Source organism: Nocardioides sp. URHA0032, assembly GCF_000620645.1.
Classification (GTDB): Bacteria; Actinomycetota; Actinomycetes; order Propionibacteriales; family Nocardioidaceae; genus Nocardioides.
On record NZ_KK211159.1, the window covers coordinates 209560 to 227531 of the forward strand.

Annotated in this window: 17 protein-coding genes; 5 read left to right on the plus strand and 12 right to left on the minus strand. The window is 72.2% G+C overall.

All coding sequences use genetic code 11. From position 1 onward, the window contains the following. The first annotated feature begins 3 nt into the window (after positions 1 to 3). Positions 4 to 1236: an FAD-binding protein gene (locus N538_RS0114725; RefSeq protein WP_028637915.1), complete on the plus strand. Its 1233-nt coding sequence runs from the start codon at positions 4 to 6 to the stop codon at positions 1234 to 1236. Positions 1237 to 1365: 129 nt separating this feature from the next. On the opposite strand, the gene N538_RS0114730 is transcribed toward N538_RS0114725, so the two are convergent. Both N538_RS0114730 and N538_RS27515 read right to left on the minus strand, forming a co-directional pair. Next, positions 1366 to 2775 (minus strand): phospholipase D-like domain-containing protein, encoded by a 1410-nt coding sequence (locus N538_RS0114730; RefSeq protein WP_028637916.1) that lies wholly within the window; start codon positions 2773 to 2775, stop codon positions 1366 to 1368. A gap of 71 nt (positions 2776 to 2846) precedes the next feature. After that, positions 2847 to 3788 (minus strand): class I SAM-dependent methyltransferase, encoded by a 942-nt coding sequence (locus tag N538_RS27515; protein ID WP_051549312.1) that lies wholly within the window; start codon positions 3786 to 3788, stop codon positions 2847 to 2849. Positions 3789 to 3897: 109 nt separating this feature from the next. Here N538_RS27515 and N538_RS29715 point away from each other — a divergent pair, with 109 nt between their 5' ends. Continuing rightward, positions 3898 to 4020, plus strand: coding sequence for an SUMF1/EgtB/PvdO family nonheme iron enzyme (locus N538_RS29715; protein ID WP_155992203.1), 123 nt, complete (start codon positions 3898 to 3900; stop codon positions 4018 to 4020). Positions 4021 to 4052: 32 nt separating this feature from the next. Here the strand turns inward: N538_RS29715 and N538_RS25615 are convergent, their stop codons facing one another. From N538_RS25615 to N538_RS25630, 9 genes are all read right to left on the minus strand, one after another. Beyond that, the gene (locus N538_RS25615; RefSeq protein ID WP_155992115.1) at positions 4053 to 4607 is read right to left on the minus strand and encodes a potassium channel family protein; all 555 of its coding nucleotides are present in this window, start codon (positions 4605 to 4607) and stop codon (positions 4053 to 4055) included. A gap of 178 nt (positions 4608 to 4785) precedes the next feature. Further along, the gene (locus tag N538_RS25620; RefSeq protein ID WP_155992116.1) at positions 4786 to 6126 is read right to left on the minus strand and encodes a hypothetical protein; all 1341 of its coding nucleotides are present in this window, start codon (positions 6124 to 6126) and stop codon (positions 4786 to 4788) included. Positions 6127 to 6148: 22 nt separating this feature from the next. Beyond that, positions 6149 to 6742, minus strand: coding sequence for an HdeD family acid-resistance protein (locus N538_RS25625; RefSeq protein ID WP_051549315.1), 594 nt, complete (start codon positions 6740 to 6742; stop codon positions 6149 to 6151). A 54-nt stretch (positions 6743 to 6796) separates the two neighbouring features. Further along, positions 6797 to 9346 (minus strand): LuxR C-terminal-related transcriptional regulator, encoded by a 2550-nt coding sequence (locus N538_RS29535; RefSeq protein WP_269320358.1) that lies wholly within the window; start codon positions 9344 to 9346, stop codon positions 6797 to 6799. A gap of 112 nt (positions 9347 to 9458) precedes the next feature. Continuing rightward, positions 9459 to 9872 carry a DUF7144 family membrane protein gene (locus tag N538_RS0114765; RefSeq protein WP_028637918.1) on the minus strand — a complete coding sequence of 138 codons (414 nt, stop codon included), beginning with the start codon at positions 9870 to 9872 and terminating at the stop codon, positions 9459 to 9461. Between the two features lie 48 nt (positions 9873 to 9920). Then, positions 9921 to 12566, minus strand: coding sequence for a helix-turn-helix transcriptional regulator (locus N538_RS0114770; protein WP_081790497.1), 2646 nt, complete (start codon positions 12564 to 12566; stop codon positions 9921 to 9923). 103 nt (positions 12567 to 12669) lie between these two features. Beyond that, a complete protein-coding gene (locus N538_RS0114775) occupies positions 12670 to 13155 on the minus strand; it encodes a DUF1269 domain-containing protein (protein ID WP_028637920.1) in 486 nt (161 codons plus the stop codon). A gap of 2 nt (positions 13156 to 13157) precedes the next feature. Beyond that, positions 13158 to 13652 carry a DUF1269 domain-containing protein gene (locus N538_RS0114780; protein ID WP_028637921.1) on the minus strand — a complete coding sequence of 165 codons (495 nt, stop codon included), beginning with the start codon at positions 13650 to 13652 and terminating at the stop codon, positions 13158 to 13160. Positions 13653 to 13705: 53 nt separating this feature from the next. Further along, positions 13706 to 14257 (minus strand): TM7S3/TM198-like domain-containing protein, encoded by a 552-nt coding sequence (locus N538_RS25630; RefSeq protein ID WP_051549316.1) that lies wholly within the window; start codon positions 14255 to 14257, stop codon positions 13706 to 13708. A 29-nt stretch (positions 14258 to 14286) separates the two neighbouring features. On the opposite strand from N538_RS25630, the gene N538_RS0114790 reads away from it, so the two are divergent. Further along, positions 14287 to 14577: a hypothetical protein gene (locus N538_RS0114790; RefSeq protein ID WP_028637922.1), complete on the plus strand. Its 291-nt coding sequence runs from the start codon at positions 14287 to 14289 to the stop codon at positions 14575 to 14577. On the opposite strand, the gene N538_RS0114795 is transcribed toward N538_RS0114790, so the two are convergent. After that, positions 14561 to 15643, minus strand: coding sequence for an AI-2E family transporter (locus N538_RS0114795; RefSeq protein WP_028637923.1), 1083 nt, complete (start codon positions 15641 to 15643; stop codon positions 14561 to 14563). The genes N538_RS0114790 and N538_RS0114795 overlap by 17 nt on opposite strands. 86 nt (positions 15644 to 15729) lie before the next feature. On the opposite strand from N538_RS0114795, the gene cls reads away from it, so the two are divergent. Further along, the gene (gene cls / locus N538_RS0114800; protein WP_036570691.1) at positions 15730 to 17220 is read left to right on the plus strand and encodes a cardiolipin synthase; all 1491 of its coding nucleotides are present in this window, start codon (positions 15730 to 15732) and stop codon (positions 17218 to 17220) included. Positions 17221 to 17237: 17 nt separating this feature from the next. After that, positions 17238 to 17885: a hypothetical protein gene (locus N538_RS0114805; RefSeq protein ID WP_028637925.1), complete on the plus strand. Its 648-nt coding sequence runs from the start codon at positions 17238 to 17240 to the stop codon at positions 17883 to 17885. Positions 17886 to 17972: the final 87 nt, after the last annotated feature.

Sequence of the window (17972 nt, forward strand, 5' to 3'; positions counted from 1 at the left end):
ACCGTGAAGAACTGGGCGGGCAGCCACGAGTACGCCGCCGCGCGGATCCATCGCCCGACGTCGGTCGAGCAGCTCCAGGAGCTCGTGGCGGGGTCGCGCCGGGTCCGGGCCCTCGGAACCCGGCACTCGTTCACCGACCTCGCCGACACGACCGGCGACCTGGTCTCCACCCTCGACCTGCCGCCGACGGTCGACGTCGGTGACACGACCGTCCGCGTCGCCGCCGGGGTCCGGTACGGCGACCTCGCGCTCCGCCTCCACGAGCACAGGCTCGCGCTCGCGACGATGGCCTCGCTCCCGCACATCTCGGTCGGCGGCGCGGTCGCGACCGGCACGCACGGGTCCGGCGACCGCACCGGGTCGCTGGCCGCCGCCGTCGCCGCCCTCGATCACGTCGGCGCCGACGGTGAGCTGCACCGGGTCGCCAGGGGCGAGGAGGACTTCGCCGGGCACGTGGTCGCGCTCGGCGCCCTCGGGGTCACGACCCACGTCACCCTCGACGTCGAGCCGGCGTACGACGTCCGCCAGGACCTGTTCACCGACCTCGACTGGGACGCGGTCGACCTCGACGAGCTCACCGGGGCGGCGTACAGCGTCAGCCTGTTCACCGGCTGGACCAACGGCCGGATCGACCAGGCCTGGCTGAAGAGCCGCGGCACCGAGGCACCCGTCCTGGCCGCCGAGCCCGCCGCGACGACCCTGCACATGCTCGCGGGCGCCGATGTCGCGGCCGTCACCGAGCAGGGCGGCCGCCCCGGCCCGTGGCACGAGCGCCTCCCGCACTTCCGCCTGGAGTTCACGCCGAGCCGCGGCGAGGAGCTCCAGAGCGAGTACCTCCTGCCCCGGCGCCGCGCCGCCGAGGCGGTCGACGCATTGCGCCGGCTCGCGCCCGGCTTCGCGCACCTGCTCCAGGTCTCCGAGGTGCGCACCATCGCCGCCGACGACCTCTGGCTGTCCGGGGCGTACGCCGGCGACGCGGTCGGGCTCCACTTCACGTGGGTGCGCGACCGGCCCGCGGTGTACGCCGCGCTGCCGGCGATCGAGGCCGCGCTGCTGCCGCTCGGGGCACGTCCGCACTGGGGCAAGTGCTTCGTGGCGACCGCGGACCAGCTCGCGCCGGCGTACCCGCGCCTCGGGGACTTCCGGGACCTGGCCGGACGCCTGGACCCGGAGCGGAAGCTGCGCAACGAGTTCCTGGCGCGGCACGTCGGCCTGGAGTGGACGAACGAGCCGTGAGCGACGGCACGGTCCAGGTCCCCGCCGTGCGGTCCGACGCGCACGCCTCACGGTCGCCGAGATCGCTCCTGAGCCGGCCGCCTTCCCGGGCGCGGGCCCGGCGCTGTTCGAGCGCCGGCTCGCCGGTCTTCACCCAGACCGCCGGCCCGGTCCACCTCGGCGACCGGACCCAGTGCCGGTGCCTGGGAGGCGTGGCTCGGTTCGCGGCGCCAGCCACGCCAGCTCGGCGCGGGTGAGCCCACCACCGGTGGGAGGGGGCACGTAGTCGCTGCCGGCTGTCGGACTCCAGCGGACACTGTGGGACCGCTTCGTCCAGAGCCACCCGAAGTCGGCCCGGTAGGCCGGCAGGTCTCCGATGCTGCCCTCGATGACGGCGATCAGCTCGTCGCCGCGCAGTCCGCCCGGGGTCCAGTTGCTCGAGCCGGTCACGACGGTCCTAGCGGAGCGGTCGCCGTCGTAGTGGCCGGAGATGAACAGGTTCTTCTGGTGCGCGTAGAGGTCGAGCTCGCCGTCGTCGTTCGTGTCGTATCCGGTCGACCGGATCGGGACACGGCCGCGGCTCGTCGGACGGGCGAGCTCCCGTCGTACCCCTGCCCCGGCCATCCCGTACAGCAGGCGGACGTCACAGCCGTCGCCGTACAGGTCGCGCAGTCGGCGGGCCAGGTACACGCCCCGGTCTCCGACCCACGCGTGCATGACCACCCGGATCAGGGTCCGGCCGTTCGTGCCGGTGTTGCCGCCGGCTCCTCGGCATGCGACCTTGCGGAGCACCTTCATGATCGGGTCGTCCTCGCGGTCGGCGCCGGGCAACGGCGTCGCGTGGATCTGGATCGGGCCGATGTCCTGCACCCAGTACAGCGGCCGGTCGACCCGGTCCCGCTTCAGCCGTTCGAACAGCGCATGCACCGCGCCGAACAGGTCCTTGTCGTCGTTGATGGTCCACAGGTCGTTGTACTGGTTCTTGTGCCCGTTCAGCTTCATGTTGATCGAACCGATCATCACGACCGACCGCGCGGCGCCGGTGTGGGAGAACAGGTAGAACTTGTCGTGGAGGCTCTCGCCCGGCGACCGACAGCCGTTCTTGCACTGGTAGATCCAGCTCTTCCTGGTCCGGTCCGTCCCGAGCTTCTTGCGCAGATAGAGCTGAGCGCGGGTCACCTCGTGGTCATTGACGAGAACCTGCACGCTCACGCCTCGTTGCTTGGCCCTCGCGAGCGCTGTCGCGACCGGCAGGCGGTCGAACGAGAAGATCGAGAACCGGATCAGCGAGCCCCTGTAGGCGTGCCGAACGGCTCCGAGTACCTGCTGCTCGAGCCGGAACATGTTCCCGGGCCGGCCTCGGGGAACGTTGAACCTGGCGCCCTCCGTCGGCGTGTAGCGGACGCCGCGTGCTGTGGAGGCGGTCCTGGCCACCGCGCCCGCGACACCGGCCTGCATCCGTGCGGATGTCGGCACAGGTGCCGAGGCGACGGTCGCTGCCTCGTTCGCGAGCACCGCCAGGACCGTCGCCAGCGTCGCGACCACCAGACGTGCCGCCACGGCGTGGGCCCCACCCCGTTCGGCTCTGTCATCCCGGCGGCCTCGAGGCCGGTTGTCTGACGGGCACATCGTCAACGCCTGCTGTGGACCCGCCGCAGCTGATAGCCCGTCGTGCTGGCCAGCACGGAGTTGAGCCGCTCGCGCCACCCGCGGGCGGGCCGTGAAGGCGGTGCTGTCTGCGCGGCGGGCCCTTTCTGCGCGGGGGGCCCTGTCTGCGCGGGGGGCCCTGTCTGCGCGGGGGGCCCTGTGGTGGTCCGTTGACCCTGGAAGCGGCACCTCACGCTCACGCGGCCGCCGTGCGCGTAGATGGCGAGACCAGGAAGGGGCGGTCGGCCCGCCAGCCTGCCCTGCCAGTCGTAGTTGGACTCGACATCGAAACCGTACGACTGCAGCAGCAGCTCGAGCGAGGGCAGCGAGGGCCGCAACACCAGCACCCGCCCGACCGAATAGGGATCGGCAGCGGCACTGCGGAGGTCCTCGACGTTCTTCTCGCGGATCAGCTTGAGGGTCGGCTGGGTCTGGTGCGTGACCATCGTGTCCACGATCAGGTGCCGCGGCGCCACGTGGTGGAGGCGGTACATCAGCTCCGTGTGCCGGTACGTGTGGTAGAGGAACCCGAGGCACAGCACGACGTCGACGTCGAACTTCTCCCGGGCCAGCACCTCGAAGAGATCGCCGCACACGAAGCGATAGGTCTCCGGGGGCTGGCCGTAGAAGGCAAATGCCTCCTGAGCGTTGTCGATGAGGCTCTTCCTGGCCTCCACTCCGGTCACGTGCGCTGCTCCGGTCTTGAGCGCGGCGAACGAGTAGCGTCCGTCGTGGCTGGCCAGGTCGAGCACTCGGGCTCCGTCGAAGATGTCCCGGTTGCTCGCGAACAGCGCTTCGTAGCGCTCGTTCATCCGGTTCCGCTGCTCGAGCTCGCTGCGCCGGTCCGGCCGTCTGTTCGACCCGTCCTGCGTGAACTCGCTGAGCGCGCTGAGCTCGGCGAATCGTGGGTAGTCGTCGCCGAACATCTGACCCCCAGTAGGCTCAGGGATGTTCGCCTCATGAAAACCCACGGATGGTTGGGACACAAGGGTCCGGAACAGAAGAGGCGACTCCCGCCCGTCGGGCGGAGCGAAGATCGGGAGCCTCTGGACGAGACATTCCACGACCGGACGCCGCCGGTGGGGAGCTACCCCGGCCAACGGCTACGGGGTGCACGACATGATCGGGAACGTCCGGCAGTGGACCCGCACCCGGTAGTCGGCCGACCACGGCGTCGACGACAGCACCTCTCACCTCGGCTTCCGCTGCGTGCGACGGGACTGGGCCGGCTCACCGGACCCGCGCGCCGTACGCCGGGCGTCCGCTCGTTCCTCGGCGTGCATGCGGACCCGGTTGGACAGTGTCGTGACGGCCGTCGCGATGACGGCGACGTTGAAGACCATGGCGATCAGCACCACCACCCGAGCGGTCTGGCCGACGGCGTGGATGTCGCCGTACCCGATCGTGAGCAGCGTCGACATCGTGAAGTAGAGCGAGTCGACCCGGGTCTCGATGCCGGGTATCTGCCCCGGATAGCCGACCTCGAGGCGGAAGAAGGCGAGCGCGAACGCGAGCACGGCGACGACCAGCGCGATCAGCAGGCCGTCGACCTGCCGGCTCGGGTCCTCCACGTGCAGGACCACCTGCCAGATGACGGCGGCCGTCAGGAGGACCAGCGCGAGCAGGCTGATCAGCAGCCGCACGCCCACGGACTCGTCCTTCACGCCGACCGGGACGACGAAGTACGCGACCAGCGCGAGGGCCGTCATCACGAGCAGGCGCAACGCCCGCCTCCAGACCGTCACGCGCGCCTCCGTCTCGCGGTGTCACCCGCTGCGGGTGAGCGGCCGGGTGCACCGTCCGCCCACGCCGACTCCATCCTGCCGGAACGGACGGCGACGGGGGGCCAGGCACGCACGGACGTCCGGGCGCTCGGCGACCGGCCCCGGGAGCTCGTCGGCCGGACCACGGTGCCGCACCTGGTCAGGTCGGCGGGGCCGGTGGCGCGGTCGGGGCGGGCTCGACTGCGGCCGGGGGGCGGGACAGCAGCTCCACCACGAGCAGCACCACCGCTGCCACCACCACCAGGGTGATCGTGAAGCCCGGCGAGGGGTGGTCGGCCATCACGTAGCCGATCAGCGCCAGGCCGAGCACGACGCCGCGGATCACCGCCTTGTTCATGTGCAGGAAGACGCCGAAGCGGCCGGTGTCCAGGCCGGCCCGCTCGCCGCCGCCGCGGACCGCGCCGATCACGGTGCTGGTGCCGCTCCGCACCCGGCCCGCAGCTGCCCCGGGGCCCGACACCCAGGCCACGAAGGCCACCACGAGGGTGAGCACCAGGAGCGCGCGCAGGTTGACCCGGATGAACCAGACCAGGGTGTCGTAGATCGCGCCCGCCGCGTCGTGGTCGACGCCGGAGGGCAGCGCATCGAGGTAGACGACGCGGGACGCGTTGAGCAGGAAGCCCAGCACCAGCATCGACCCGGCGACGACCAGCATCGACGCGATCACCGTCGTACGCCGGTTGCGGGCCAGTCCGATCGCCACCGCGAGCAGGACGAGGATCAGGATCGGCAGCCAGGTGTTGAGGGCGCTGAGCAGCCGGAACGCGTTCTGGGCCTTGGTGATGTCGGCGGACTGGAAGATCGTGAACTGCGCGTCCACCGTCGGCAGCCGCTCGGCGAGGGTGAAGCCGCGGTCGACGAGGCGTTGCTTCACGGCCTCGATCACCGTCGCGAGGTTGACGCTCACCGCGTTGTTCGAGATCTCGACCAGGTCGGAGTCCTTGCCGGTGAGGACCGCGACCAGCTGGGTGTGCGCCTGCCGGTTCGCCTCCTCCCAGGCGGTCTGGAACTGGTCGGACTCCACGAGGTTCGCGACCTGGTCGTGGATGAACCCCTCGATCGCGTCGGACAGCGGTCCGCCGAGGGCCTTCAGGCTGGCGGCGGCCAGCGGCGGCAGCCCGCGCTCGGAGAGCGCCTGGATCGCTTGGCCGGTGACCGCCTCGACCTGGAGGCGCGTGATGAGCTCGGTGGTGATCCGGTTCGTGACCGCGGCCTGCACGGCGGGGTCGTCCGCGAGCGGCGCCACCGACTGGACGTACCGGTCGGTGTCGGCGACCTCGTTGTGTGCCCACCTCGCGACCACGCCCAGCGGGGTCAGGACCGCGATGAGGGCGACCAGGATCGTGACGACGACGGGACGCCACCAGCCCGGTCGCCGCGGCTCGCCCGGCTGCGCTGCCTGGGCTGCCTGGGCTGCCTGGGCCGCCTTGAGTCGCTCGACCTCGGCGCGGAGCTCCTCGACCTCGTTCACGTCGGTCACGCGGTTCACGTCGCTCACCGGGTCACCACGTGTCGATCCGGGCGTTGCGGAGCTTCAGCGCCGCGACGGTCGCGATCACACCCGCGACCACGAGCCAGAGGCCGGTCAGCACCACGAGGACCTTGAGCGAGATGTCGGTCCACTCGATGAGGATGGCACCGAAGGCGATGCTGAGGACACCCGCGAGCACGTCCCAGCCGCGACCCTCCCGCTCCACGCCCATGAAGGCACCGAGGATGTCGATGACGCCCGCGATGATCCAGAACGCCCCGAGGATCATCGTGACGACGAGCACGGACTGCAGCGGATCGCGCAGGATGAGCAGACCGACGATCAGCGCGAGCCCGCCGGACAGCCCGATCAGCGCGCCGGCGGCGCCCTGCCGCCGTTCCGCCGAGACGGCCCGCACGATCCGGACGACACCGGCGATCACCAGCTGGATCGCCAGCAGCACGGCGAAGACCGTGATCGAGGCGTTCGGCCAGACGAGCAGCGCGACGCCGAGACCCAGCGTGATGAGGCCGTAGGCGAGGACCAGGCCCCAGTGCTCCGCCAGGGCCCTGATCACGGGCGGCACCTGGACGTCGCGGGGACCCGCAGCGGCGTGGTTGCTCATGGGGTCATGGTCGTCCGGCTGCGGCGGGGCCGGGCTCGCCCGAATCGGGTGGACCTACAACAGGTGCATGGATCGCGCGGCGGCGAGGGCGGCGCTGCGCCTGTTGACCGAGAGCTTGCCGTAGAGGCTGGAGACGTGCGTCTTCACGGTGTTCTCGGACACGAACAGGTTGGCCGCGATGTCGGCGTACGTCGAGCCGCGAGCCAGCTCGTTCAGGACGTCCCGCTCGCGCGGGCTCAGGACGGGCGCGACCAGGCCGTCGGGGATCTCGACCTTCTCACCGGGAGCCGCGGTCGTCGGGCCGAAGTACGTTGCGATGCTGGCGAGCCCGCCGGTGGTGCCGACCAGCTCGTCGACCCACGCGGTCGGGTGCACCCGCTGCTGCCGGTCGAGGAGCTTCGCCACGGTGGTGCCGTGCCGGGTCCAGCCGAGGAACGGCACGGCGTTCCGGCGCACCTCCGTGGCGACCATGGCGCCATCCATCAGCTCCCGCGCGGTCTCGGGCTCGCCGAGCTCGTCGCGCAGCTGGGCGGCGCCGACCAGCGCCAGCGCCCGCACCGGAGGTTGCGGCAGGACGGCCGCCTCGGCGGCCCTCTCGAAGCGCGTGGCCGACCCGCGCCGGTCACCGCGCAGGTCGGCCCGGAGGGCCGCGACCAGCGAGGCCTCACCCGGGAACCCGCGTTCCTCGAGGCGCTCGTCCAGCTCGCCGAGCGGTGTCTGGTCGCCCGCCAGCGCGGCCAGGAAGCCGCGCTCCACCTGGAGCGCCGCCCAGAGGTGGTCGGGCAGGTCCGGGGTCTCGATGGGGAGCTCGAGGGCCCGCTCGGCGCCGCACAGCGACCCGGTCCGCAGCTCGGTCCGCGACCGGAGCATCCGGGCCCAGAACTTCGTGGGCAGGTCGGCGGCGTGCACGGGGAGGTCAGCAGCGTGCTGGACCGTGCGGCCGACGTCGGTCGCCGGCAGGTCCGTGAGCAGCGCCAGCTCGCGCACCAGCATCGCCCGACCGCGGGAGAACCGGGCCTTCCAGGGCTTTCCCTGCACCTGCGCGAGCACCTCGTCGGCGAGCTCGACGCAGGAGGCCTCGTTGCCCTGCATGAACTGGGTGAGCGCCAGGTGGGAGAGCGCGACGGCCGTCATCGCCGGGAGCGCGCGCGACCCGCTGAGCTGGAGCGAGGTGCTCAGGCCGGCGGCGGCCTCGTCAAGGCGGCCGAGCCAGTTCTGCGTGATCGCCAGCTCGCAGAGCAGCACGGGCACGACCGCGTCGTCCGCGTCGTGCTGCTGTCCTTCCAGCACCAGCTCGGCGTAGGCCACCGCGGCCGGGATGGACTCGAGACCCAGGCGCGACCGCATCAGCCGCGCGCACGCGAGCTGGAGGCGGGTCGCCTCGTCGTCGGGGAGCGGGTCGGTGACGATCCGGTCCAGCCAGTGCCGGGCGGAGCTCGTGGCGTCGGTGAACCAGCGGTCCAGCGCGATCGTGAACCACGAGCCGGGGGTGACGTCGACCGCCGAGGGGTGCGCGAGCGACCAGGCGTTGATCCCCTCGCCGTCGCCGCGCAGCAGCAGGGCCGGGCCGCTGGTCGCGAGCAGCTCGGCGACCCCCGCGTGGTCGCCGATCGCGACCAGCCGGGCGAAGGTGTCGTCGGTGGTTCCTGCGGCGACGTCGAGGCGGACGGACCGCTGGACCGTCGCGGCCGCGCGGAGCACGTCGACCCCGCCGGCCGCCGTACGCCGGCGCACCACCTCGGCGAGCAGGGGGTGGATCGCGTACCGGGCGCCGTCGGCGTCGGGGAGACGGGTGACGAGCAGGCCCATCCCCTCGAGCTCGGCGAGGACCTCGGCGGCGCGCGGGTCGTGGGTGAGGTGGACTGCCGACTCCGGAGTGACCACCGGTTCGGCGCCCACGCAGAGCAGCAGGTGCCGCTGCCGCGGCTGGAGGGTCGCGAACACCTCGGACGCGACGCGGTCTGCGACGGCGCCCCCTTCGTCGGCGTACCGGCGGGCGTGGGCGACGGGGTCGTCGGAGGCGGCGACGGCCCGGGCCGTCATGACGACCGCGGCGCACCAGCCCTGCGTACGACCGGCGATCGCCCGGGCGACGCCCGCGGAGTCGGTGGACACGTGGGCGGCGACCAGCGCCTCGGACTCCTCCTGGTCGAGGCGCAGCAGCTCGCCGCGCAGGACGGTGTACTGGCCGAGCAGCTCGGCCGAGAGCCGGGTGAACGCCAGGTCCCACCGGGAGAGCAGGAGCAGCCGGAGCGAGTCCGGGTCGGTGTCCAGCCGTGCGTCCAGCGCGCGGATCGTCGAGATGGGGAGCTCGTGCGCGTCGTCGACGACGACCAGCCGCTCGGCATCGAGCAGCGCCAGCAGCCGCTCCGGCGTCCACGTCGCGTCGGCGCGCACCCAGGTCGTGTCCTCGGTGCGGCCGGTCTCGCGCAGCCAGCCCGCGACGCCCAGGGTCTTGCCGGCACCGCCCGGCCCGACGAGCAGGGTGGCTGCGCCGTCCATTGCCTTGTCGAGGTGGGCCCAGAGTCGACGTCGGGGGACGTAGGCGCGCGGCAGGCGGGGCAGGTGATCGGTGTGGACCGCGACCCGTGGTGCTGAGGACATGGCGCCCCCTGTCTGCCGCGGACGACCCGGACTTTCCGCCCTCGGGAGTCGGAATCTAGGGCAACCCACGATACTCCTGCGTCACCCGTGAAGGGTGATCCCGCGGGTGAGATCAGGTGTTGACGACGAGTGAGCTGAGGGCCCAGATGACGAGGACGTCGATGGCGATCAGCAGGATCGCCCAGAACGGGTAGTACGGCAGGAAGGCGAAGTTCGCGACCGCCGACAGGACCGCGATCAGGATGCCGGCGGCGCGTGCCCAGGTCTGCCCGTACAGGACGCAGAGGCCGATGGCGATGCCGACCGCTCCGAGAGCCATGTGGATCCAGCCCCACGCCGAGAGGTCGATCGAGTAGACGTAGTCGGACGTCTTGACGAAGACGTCGTCCTTGAAGGCCGCGGACAGCCCCTGCAGGAACTGGAACAGTCCGAGCATGACAAGCACGACGCCGGCGAACGACGCGAGCCCGTAGGCCCAGGCGCCCTTCGTGGAGTGGTCGTAGTCCATGCGGGAAGAAGTGCTCATGCCGGCACCGTAGGAGCACCGGCTCGCCTCCGGATCACCCGAAACGCGCTAGATCAGGCCGCGTGCGCGGGCGACGCGCAGCGCGTCGACCCGGCGCTCCACGTCGAGCTTGCGGTAGATCGAGGCGAGGTGGGTCTTCACGGTGTTCTCGCTGACGAACAGCGAGCGGGCCAGGTCCGCGTTCGCCCCGCCGAGCGCCAGCTGCTCGAGCACCTCGAGCTCGCGGGGGGTCAGGAGGCTGCGTGCGTCCGCGTCCCGATCGCTGCCGGGCGTGCGGTGCGGCGTCAGGTCGGGGTAGGGCCGCTGGTACCCGGAGAGCACGTCGTAGGCCTCGGTCGCGAAGGGGTGTGCGGCCCCGCTGTCGCGGTGCTCGGCGATCAGGTCGACGAAGCCGGGGCTGATGATGGGGCCGAGCGAGAGCATGCAGAGCAGTCGCTGCGGGGCGGCGCGACTGAGCAGGTCCGGCAGCAGCTGTCGCGCGGTGTCGAGGGCGAGAGCCGAGCCGGCCCGGTGCAGGAGCGCCACCCGGGCGACCGCGGCGGTCAGCCCGACCACCTCGGGCTGGTCGACGGCGGACGGCACCAGCCCGTCGAGCAGCCGCACCGCCCGGTGCTCCTCGCCCCCCAGCCCGAGCACGAGGGCGTCGCAGATGGCGGCCCCCGTCGGCTGGCCTGCGGCCCGCATCCGGCTGGCGGTGCGCCCCAGGGCGGCGAGGTCCCCCATCGAGACCTCGATCAGCATCCGGATGAACAGGTCCGCGCCCTCGATCGCGACGGGCAACCGCGCGGGGACGTCGCCCTGGCCGTCGAGCAGCCTGCGGGCCTCGTCGCCCCGGCCGGTCGCGGTCAGCACGCAGGCCCGCAGCAGGCGGCCGTAGGTCAGGAGGAGCGGATCCATCTGGTCGCGCGGGGTGGCGTCCAGCGTCGCGATGGACTGCTCTGCGCCGGCGAGGTCGAGCTCCTGGAGGCGGGCCCAGCCGCGCGCCAGGTGGGCGCGGGCATCGGCGATGTCGGGTGGCCCCGGCACCCGGTCCCTCAGCGCGAGTGACGCGTCCGCGGACGCCAGCGAGCTCTGGTAGGCGCCGGCCACCATCTCGAGGGTCGCGCGCAGGGCGAGGACGGAGCGATCGAGCAGGGGCAGGTCGACCCGCCGGCAGTACATGTCCGCGTCCTGGAGGTGGATCGCGGCCCGGTGGAGGTCACCGAGCCAGACCTCGAACGACGCGAGCTCGATCATCAGCCAGTGCGCGCGGATCCCGGAGAGCCCGGCGAGGTCGTGGGCGCTGACCTCACCGTCGTGGCGGCAGCCGAGTACCCGTCGGGCCCGGGCCAGCGCGGGCTGGTACTCGCGCCAGCCGAACCTCGCCTGCCACAGGTCCAGGGCGGCCAGCTCGGCGTCGACGTCGCGGGAGACGCGGCCCGCGAAGTTGCGGGCGTCCGCGGCCAGGGCCCGGTCGGCCGCGGCCTTGGCACCCTCGATGTCCTGCTGCGCACGGAGCACGGTGGCGTGCAGGACGAGCAGGTCCTGGTGGTGGGACCGGATCTCGAGCGGGACGGCGGCCAGGGCCTCGGCCACGACCACGGACCGTCTCCTGGTGATCAGCTCGCCCGCGAACTCCCGCAGGACCGAGACCTGGAGGTCGAGGTCGCCGGTCAGTCGTGCGTGGAGGAGGGCGCGCTCGGCGTCGCGCCGGTCGGCGTACTCCGCGCACGCCCGGTGGTGGGCCGCCACGACCAGCGCCCAGTCCGGACCGGTCGGCGCCGTCCTCCGGCGGAGCAGGTCGAGGAGCAGCGGGTGGTAGCGCCAGCCGTGGGTGCCGTCGAGGTCGTCGCGGTAGCTGGTCACGAGCAGGCCGGCGGCCGAGGCCTCGCCGAGCAGGTCCGCCGCCGCGGGTACGCCCGAGAGGAGGAGAGCCTCCTCCGCGGTGACGTGGTCCTGCTGGCAGGTCGTCAGCAGCACCCGGACCAGGTCGGGAGGCAGTGACTCGAACACCTCGTGCAGCAGGTAGTCGAGCAACGGGCGCCGCGTCGCCGTGAGGGAGGCCCGGGCGTCGGCGGGATCGCCCGACGCACGCAGCGCGCGGGAACCGAGCACCAGCGCGGCGGCCCAGCCGTCGCCCTGTTCGAGCACGGCGGCAAGGTCGGCCTCGCTCGCGTCGGGGTGGTGCATCCGGACCAGGACGGCCGCCTCCGCGTCGGTGAACCGGAGGTCGTCCACGCGGATGCTGCGAGCCCGGTCGTCGAGGAGGGCGGACACCGGAATCCAGCCCAGGGCGCGTCGCGAGACCAGCACGAGCCGCACCGACTCGGGCGCGTTGACCAGGACGTCTACGAGTGCCGCGGCGCCGTCCTCGGGCAGCTGGTGGGCGTCGTCGACGACGAGCACGGGACGGGACGCGGCCTCGCGCGCCATGGCCAGCGCCTCGGTGAGCAGGTCGACGCGGTCGGGGCGGAACCAGTTGACGGTGATACCTGCGGCCCGGGCCCTCTCGGTGTACGCCGCCACGGCGGCGGTCTTGCCGGCGCCCGCCGGGGCGACGACGAGCGTCGCGGCGTAGTCGGGAACGGCGTCGAGGAAGTCGGTGACCCGTGGACGCACCACGAAGTGGTCGGGCGGCCTGGCCGTCGCCGGAGCGGCGCGCGGCGCGGGCAGGGCGGCACCCGGAGCCACCGTGACTGATCTGCGCGCTCCCATCGCGCCCCTTCCCTCCGGCCGCCCGTTTCCTGAGCGACCGGCCCTCACCACGAGTCTCGGCGCTCGGGGGCTGCGGAGCAACCATGTCCGAATCGCGGAGCGGTCACGGCTCCAGCAGCCGGCGCAGCTCCTCCGCCGTCTCGTCGTCCATCTCGGCGTGGATCAGGGTGCCCTCGCCGGCCGCCAGGGCCGGTCCGACGACCTCGGGACGGGCGTCGCTGGAGACGACGAACAGCGCGGAGGTGCCCGGCTCCAGCGCCCCGCGGAGCGCGTCCACGGTCTCGGCGGGTACGCCGGCGTGGCGGAGCCGGGAGACCACCGTGGCGGCGGTGGCGCCGACCGCCGCGCCGGCCACCGGTGCGAGGACCAGGGTGCCGACCAGCGCGCCCCAGAACGTGCCCTTGCCGGCCGCGCCGGCGGCGCGGTGCCGCACCCGACGCACCACGGGCTGCTCGGCGCCGGGCATCCAGAACACCGCGACCGCGTCGTGGACGGTGAGCGCGTCCTGCTCCTCGAGCCGCCGGAGCAGCAGCTCGCCCGCGTCCACGCCGAGCGGGGTGGGGTAGCGCCACACGGTCAGGCTCGGCACCGCTACCCCTGGTCCCCGAAGATCTCGCGGAGCGCCGCTTCCTGCTCGGCGCTCACGTCGGTGTGGATGAGCTCGCCCTGCGGGCCGTCCGCGAACGCGTCGTGGATGCGGTCCAGGACGGCGTCGGACGTCAGCACGAAGAGTGCCGAGGTGCCCGGGGTGACCTGGTCGCGGACCCGATTGATGAACCCGTCGTCGATCCCGACGTCCGTGAGCGAGCCGGCGATCGCGCCGCCGGCCGCTCCGATCGCGGCACCGAGCAGGGGGACGAAGAAGATCAGTCCGAACAGCAGTCCCCAGAAGCCACCGCTCAGGGCGCCGGCGCCGGCGGTGCTGGTCAGCTGGCGCGTGCGCGGCTTGCGCTTGCCGACCTCCCACGAGACGACGGCCGCATCCTGCACCACTACCTGGTGGGCGCGTTCGAGGTCGGCCAGGAGGTCGGCGGCCCGCTGGGCGTCGTCGACGGCGTCGAACCTCCACACGGTCAACGTCGCCACCGCACCAGCGTCCCGCCCGCCCGTGGCCCTGGGCTCACCCGTTCTGCGTGAAGTCAGCGGTCGGCGCCACGCCGGGCCTGGAACGACCGCCCGGCGAGGGCGAGGGCGACCCAGAGGACGGCCAGCACGACGCCGCCGGTCGCATCGTCGGGACGCCGCAGCCCGGAGGTCAGCCCGGTGTCGACACGGCCGATCCCGGTGAGCACCATCGCGGCGCCGGCGAGCGCGGTGGCCCACGGCAGGAACGCCTTCTTCCAGTGCTGGGCCAGGAAGCCGCCGAGCAGCGCGACCGACGGCACGAACACCAGGGCGAGCAGCCAGCTCGCGTCGCCGCGGTCGAGCACCTCGAACAGCTTCGCCCCGACCGCACCGCCGAGCACGAAGCCCGCCGCGAAGAGCGCGAAGCGCGCGAGCAGGATGCTGAGCACCAGCGCGCCGCCGGCACCGGCGAGGGCGACGAGGAACGTCGTCCCGGTGCTGGCGTCGAGCTCGTCCGCGATCAGCCAGGCACCGCAGAACCCTGCCACCAGGACGGCGACGCGGACCGAGGCCGAACCCAGGAAGCAGAGGAAAAGCCCGAGGAGGATGAACATCACGGCGGTCATCGCGACCAGCCTCGCGAAGGACCACCGCAGTGGCCTCGCCCGTTTCCGGTGAGGCGTCGCCCGACGCCGCCGCCTACCGTCGCCGCTACGGGACCGACGAGGCCGAGGGACCAGTGCCGATGACCAGGATGATGATCCGCGTGGACGCGGAGATCTCCGACGAGCTCTCGGGCGCGTTCCCCCACCTGACCGCCCGCACGCAGCGCGCGACGACCACCCTCACCGGCGAGATGGCCGACCAGGAGGAGCTCCAGGGCGTGCTCAACCTGCTGAACTCGCTGGGGATCTCGGTGGTCGAGGTCGTCACGATCCCGGACTGAGGTCCTCCGCGGGCAGGGCGTCGTCCTTGTTCGAGATGAGTGGTCTCAGCCAGCGGGTGTCCGGGTCGGCGTCGACCAGCAGTGCCTTCGCGAACAGCGTCAACGGGATCGCGAGCAGTGCGCCGAGCGGCCCGATCACCCAGGTCCAGAAGACCAGCGAGAAGAAGCTGAGGGTCGTCGACAGGCCCACGGCGTCGCCGACCACCTTGGGCTGGATCACCGACTGGATCACGACGTTCAGCACGCAGTACGCGGCGATCACCGCGAGCATCAGGCTCGGTCCGCCCTCGAGCAGCGCGAGGATCGCGGGCGGGATCAGGCCGATCACGAAGCCGATGTTGGGGATGTAGTTGGTGATGAAGGCCAGCAGGCCCCACGTGAGCGCCAGCGGTACGCCGAGCAGCGCGAGGGCGATGGTGTCGAGCACCGCGACGATCAGGCCGAACACGGTCGAGACGCCGAGGTAGCGACGGGTCCCGTGGGCGAACTCCTCGAGCGCCTCGACCACCTGCGGCTTCGATGCCCGCGCGCGCTGCAGCTGCCGGGGGAACGAGCTCCCGTCGACGGTCATGAACAGCACCAGCGACAGGATGAAGAAGAGGTTCGACACCAGCCCGAGCAGGTCACCGAGCAGGTCCCCCACGAACCCGCCGAGTGCCTCGAAGTCGAACGACGAGCCCAGCTCGTCGATCTGCGCCTGGTCGACGCCCAGGTCGCTGAGCCACCCGGTGAGGTCGTCGACGCGCTGGTGGAACGCGTCCGTGTACGACGGCAGGATCGCGGCGAACCGGGCGACGGACACCACCACCGCCACGGCCAGCGCCACGATCAGCAGGTACACGGCCGCGATGCAGATCGCGGACGCGACCCACGAGGGCATCCAGCGGTCGAGCCAGTAGCGGAGCGGGTGCGCGAGCACCGTGAGCACCAGCGCCAGGAAGGTCGGCGCCAGGATCGAGGAGATCCCGTGCATCCCCGCGACGACGACGACGCCCGCCGCCAGCCCGACCAGGACGAGCACGCCCCGGGGCAGTCCGGGCACGGCCCGGGCGGAGGAGGTCGCCACGTCCACATCGTGCGGGCGCGTTCCCTACGCCGGGCTCACCCGACTCGGGTGACCCTCCGGCGTACGCCCGTCCCTAGCGTGACGTCATGTCCGACTGGGCGGCCACCCTGGTCGCGATCCTGGGCGCCGCCCTCGTCGTGGCGAACATCGCGATCGTGGTCGCGGCGTTCGTCGTGATCCCCGGGGATCGCCGGCCGCAGACCGCCATGGCCTGGCTGGTGCTGATCCTCGCGCTGCCGTTCCTCGGCTTCCTCCTGTTCCTGCTGTTCGGCCGCACGACGGTCGGCCGCAAGCGGCGCGGACAGCAGGAGGAGGTGAACGCCGCGATCCTGGCGGCCGCACACCTCGAGGACATCGAGGACCACGCCGAGCGGCTGCGGCTGCCGCCCCTGGTGCAGAGCTTCGCGAAGCTCAACCGACGGCTCGGGGTGCTGCCGCTGAGCTTCGGGAACACCGTGGAGCTGGTCGAGGACTACCAGGCCCAGATCGACGCGATGACGCGCGAGGTCGCCACGGCCACCGACTACGTGCACGTCCAGTTCTACATCTCGGCCTGGGACGAGGTCACCGGGCCGTTCTTCGAGGAGCTGGTGCGCGCCACGGAGCGCGGGGTCACCGTGCGGTTCCTCTTCGACCACCTCGGCTCCCGCGGCATCCCCGGCTACCAGGACTTCGTGAAGAGGCTCGACGCCACGAAGATCCGGTGGACGCCGATGCTGCCGATCCGGCCGTTCAAGGGCGAGATCCGCAGGCCCGACCTGCGCAACCACCGCAAGATCCTGGTCGTCGACGGCCGGGTCGCCTTCAGCGGCTCGCAGAACCTCATCGAGGCCTGCTACGACAAGCCGAAGAACCAGCAGCTCGGCCGGGCGTGGGTCGAGCTGATCGCCCGGATCGAGGGCCCAGCCGTCCAGGAGCTGAACGTCGTCTTCGCGACCGACTGGTTCACCGAGACCGGGGAGAACCTGCAGGGCCTGGTCGCCGCCGTACCGCCACCCCCGACCGACCGCCCGGGTGCGCTCACCGGCGTCGGCGTCCAGGTGGTGCCGAGCGGCCCGGGGTTCGCGACCGAGAACAACCTGCGGCTGTTCAACAGCATGCTGTACTCCGCCGAGCGTCGGCTCTCGCTGACGAGCCCGTACTTCGTGCCGGATGACTCGCTGCTGTACGCCGTGACGACCGCCGCCCAGCGCGGTGTCGACGTCGAGCTGTTCGTCAGCGCGACCGCCGACCAGTTCATGGTCGCCCACGCGCAGCGCTCCTACTACGAGGGACTCCTGACCGCCGGGGTGCGGATCTGGCTCTATCCCGAGCCGTTCGTGCTGCACGCGAAGCACTTCTCGGTCGACGACCGGGTCGCCGTCGTCGGGTCGAGCAACATGGACATGCGCTCGTTCGCGCTCAACTACGAGGTCGTGATGATGATGACCGGCCCGGAGATCGTGGCCCGGCTCGCCGAGGTCCAGGACACCTACCGCGCCCTGTCGACCGAGCTCACCCTTGACGACTGGCAGGGGCGAACCCGCGGGCAGCGGTACGTCGACAACGTGATGCGGCTCACCGCCACCCTGCAGTAGGCCGGATACTGGCCGGCATGACCCAGTCCCGCCGGCGTGCCGCGCTCCTCGTCGTGCTGCTCGCGGTGGTGGTCAACCTGCCCCTCCTGCACAGCTGGTACCAGGACCAGAAGATCGCCTCGTCCGGCAAGGACGTCACCGCCACCGTCGTCGACGACCGGGTCGTGGACGGCGACCAGTTCTGGCTGTCCTTCACGTTCCCGCAGGACGTCGACCCCGACCAGAAGTCCTGGCAGGCCGAGGTGAGCGAGGAGGCGTACGACGACGCGGTCGCCAGCGGCCGGATCACGGTGCGCGTGGCCGACCACGACCCGTCGGCGTACCGCGCGGAGGGCACCGTCGACAGCCGGGTCCCGCTGGTCCTCACGCTGGGCGCCGACCTGATCCTGCTGCTGGTCGTGCTGCTGATCTGGCGGTACGGCGGCCCGCGGCGCGCGCTGCTGCGCGCGGTGGCGCTGGGGGACGTGGAGAGATGCCCACCGGAGACGCTGCTCGAGCGGATCGGCGGGGAGGACTACCTGATCAGGGGCGAGGTGCTCGAGCTGGGGGAGGGCACGGTGACCCTAGACCTGGGCAACCGCTCGATCGTCGTGGTGCTCGACGGACACGCGAACCCCGTCGGCCACCAGCAGGCCGCCCAGGTGCGGGCCCGGCTCGTCAGCTGAGTCGCCGCGCCGTGCCAGCCCGGTGAGGAGCACCCCGACCATCGCGAGGGGTGCGAGGAGCACGAAGGCCATCAGGGCGAGCAGGAC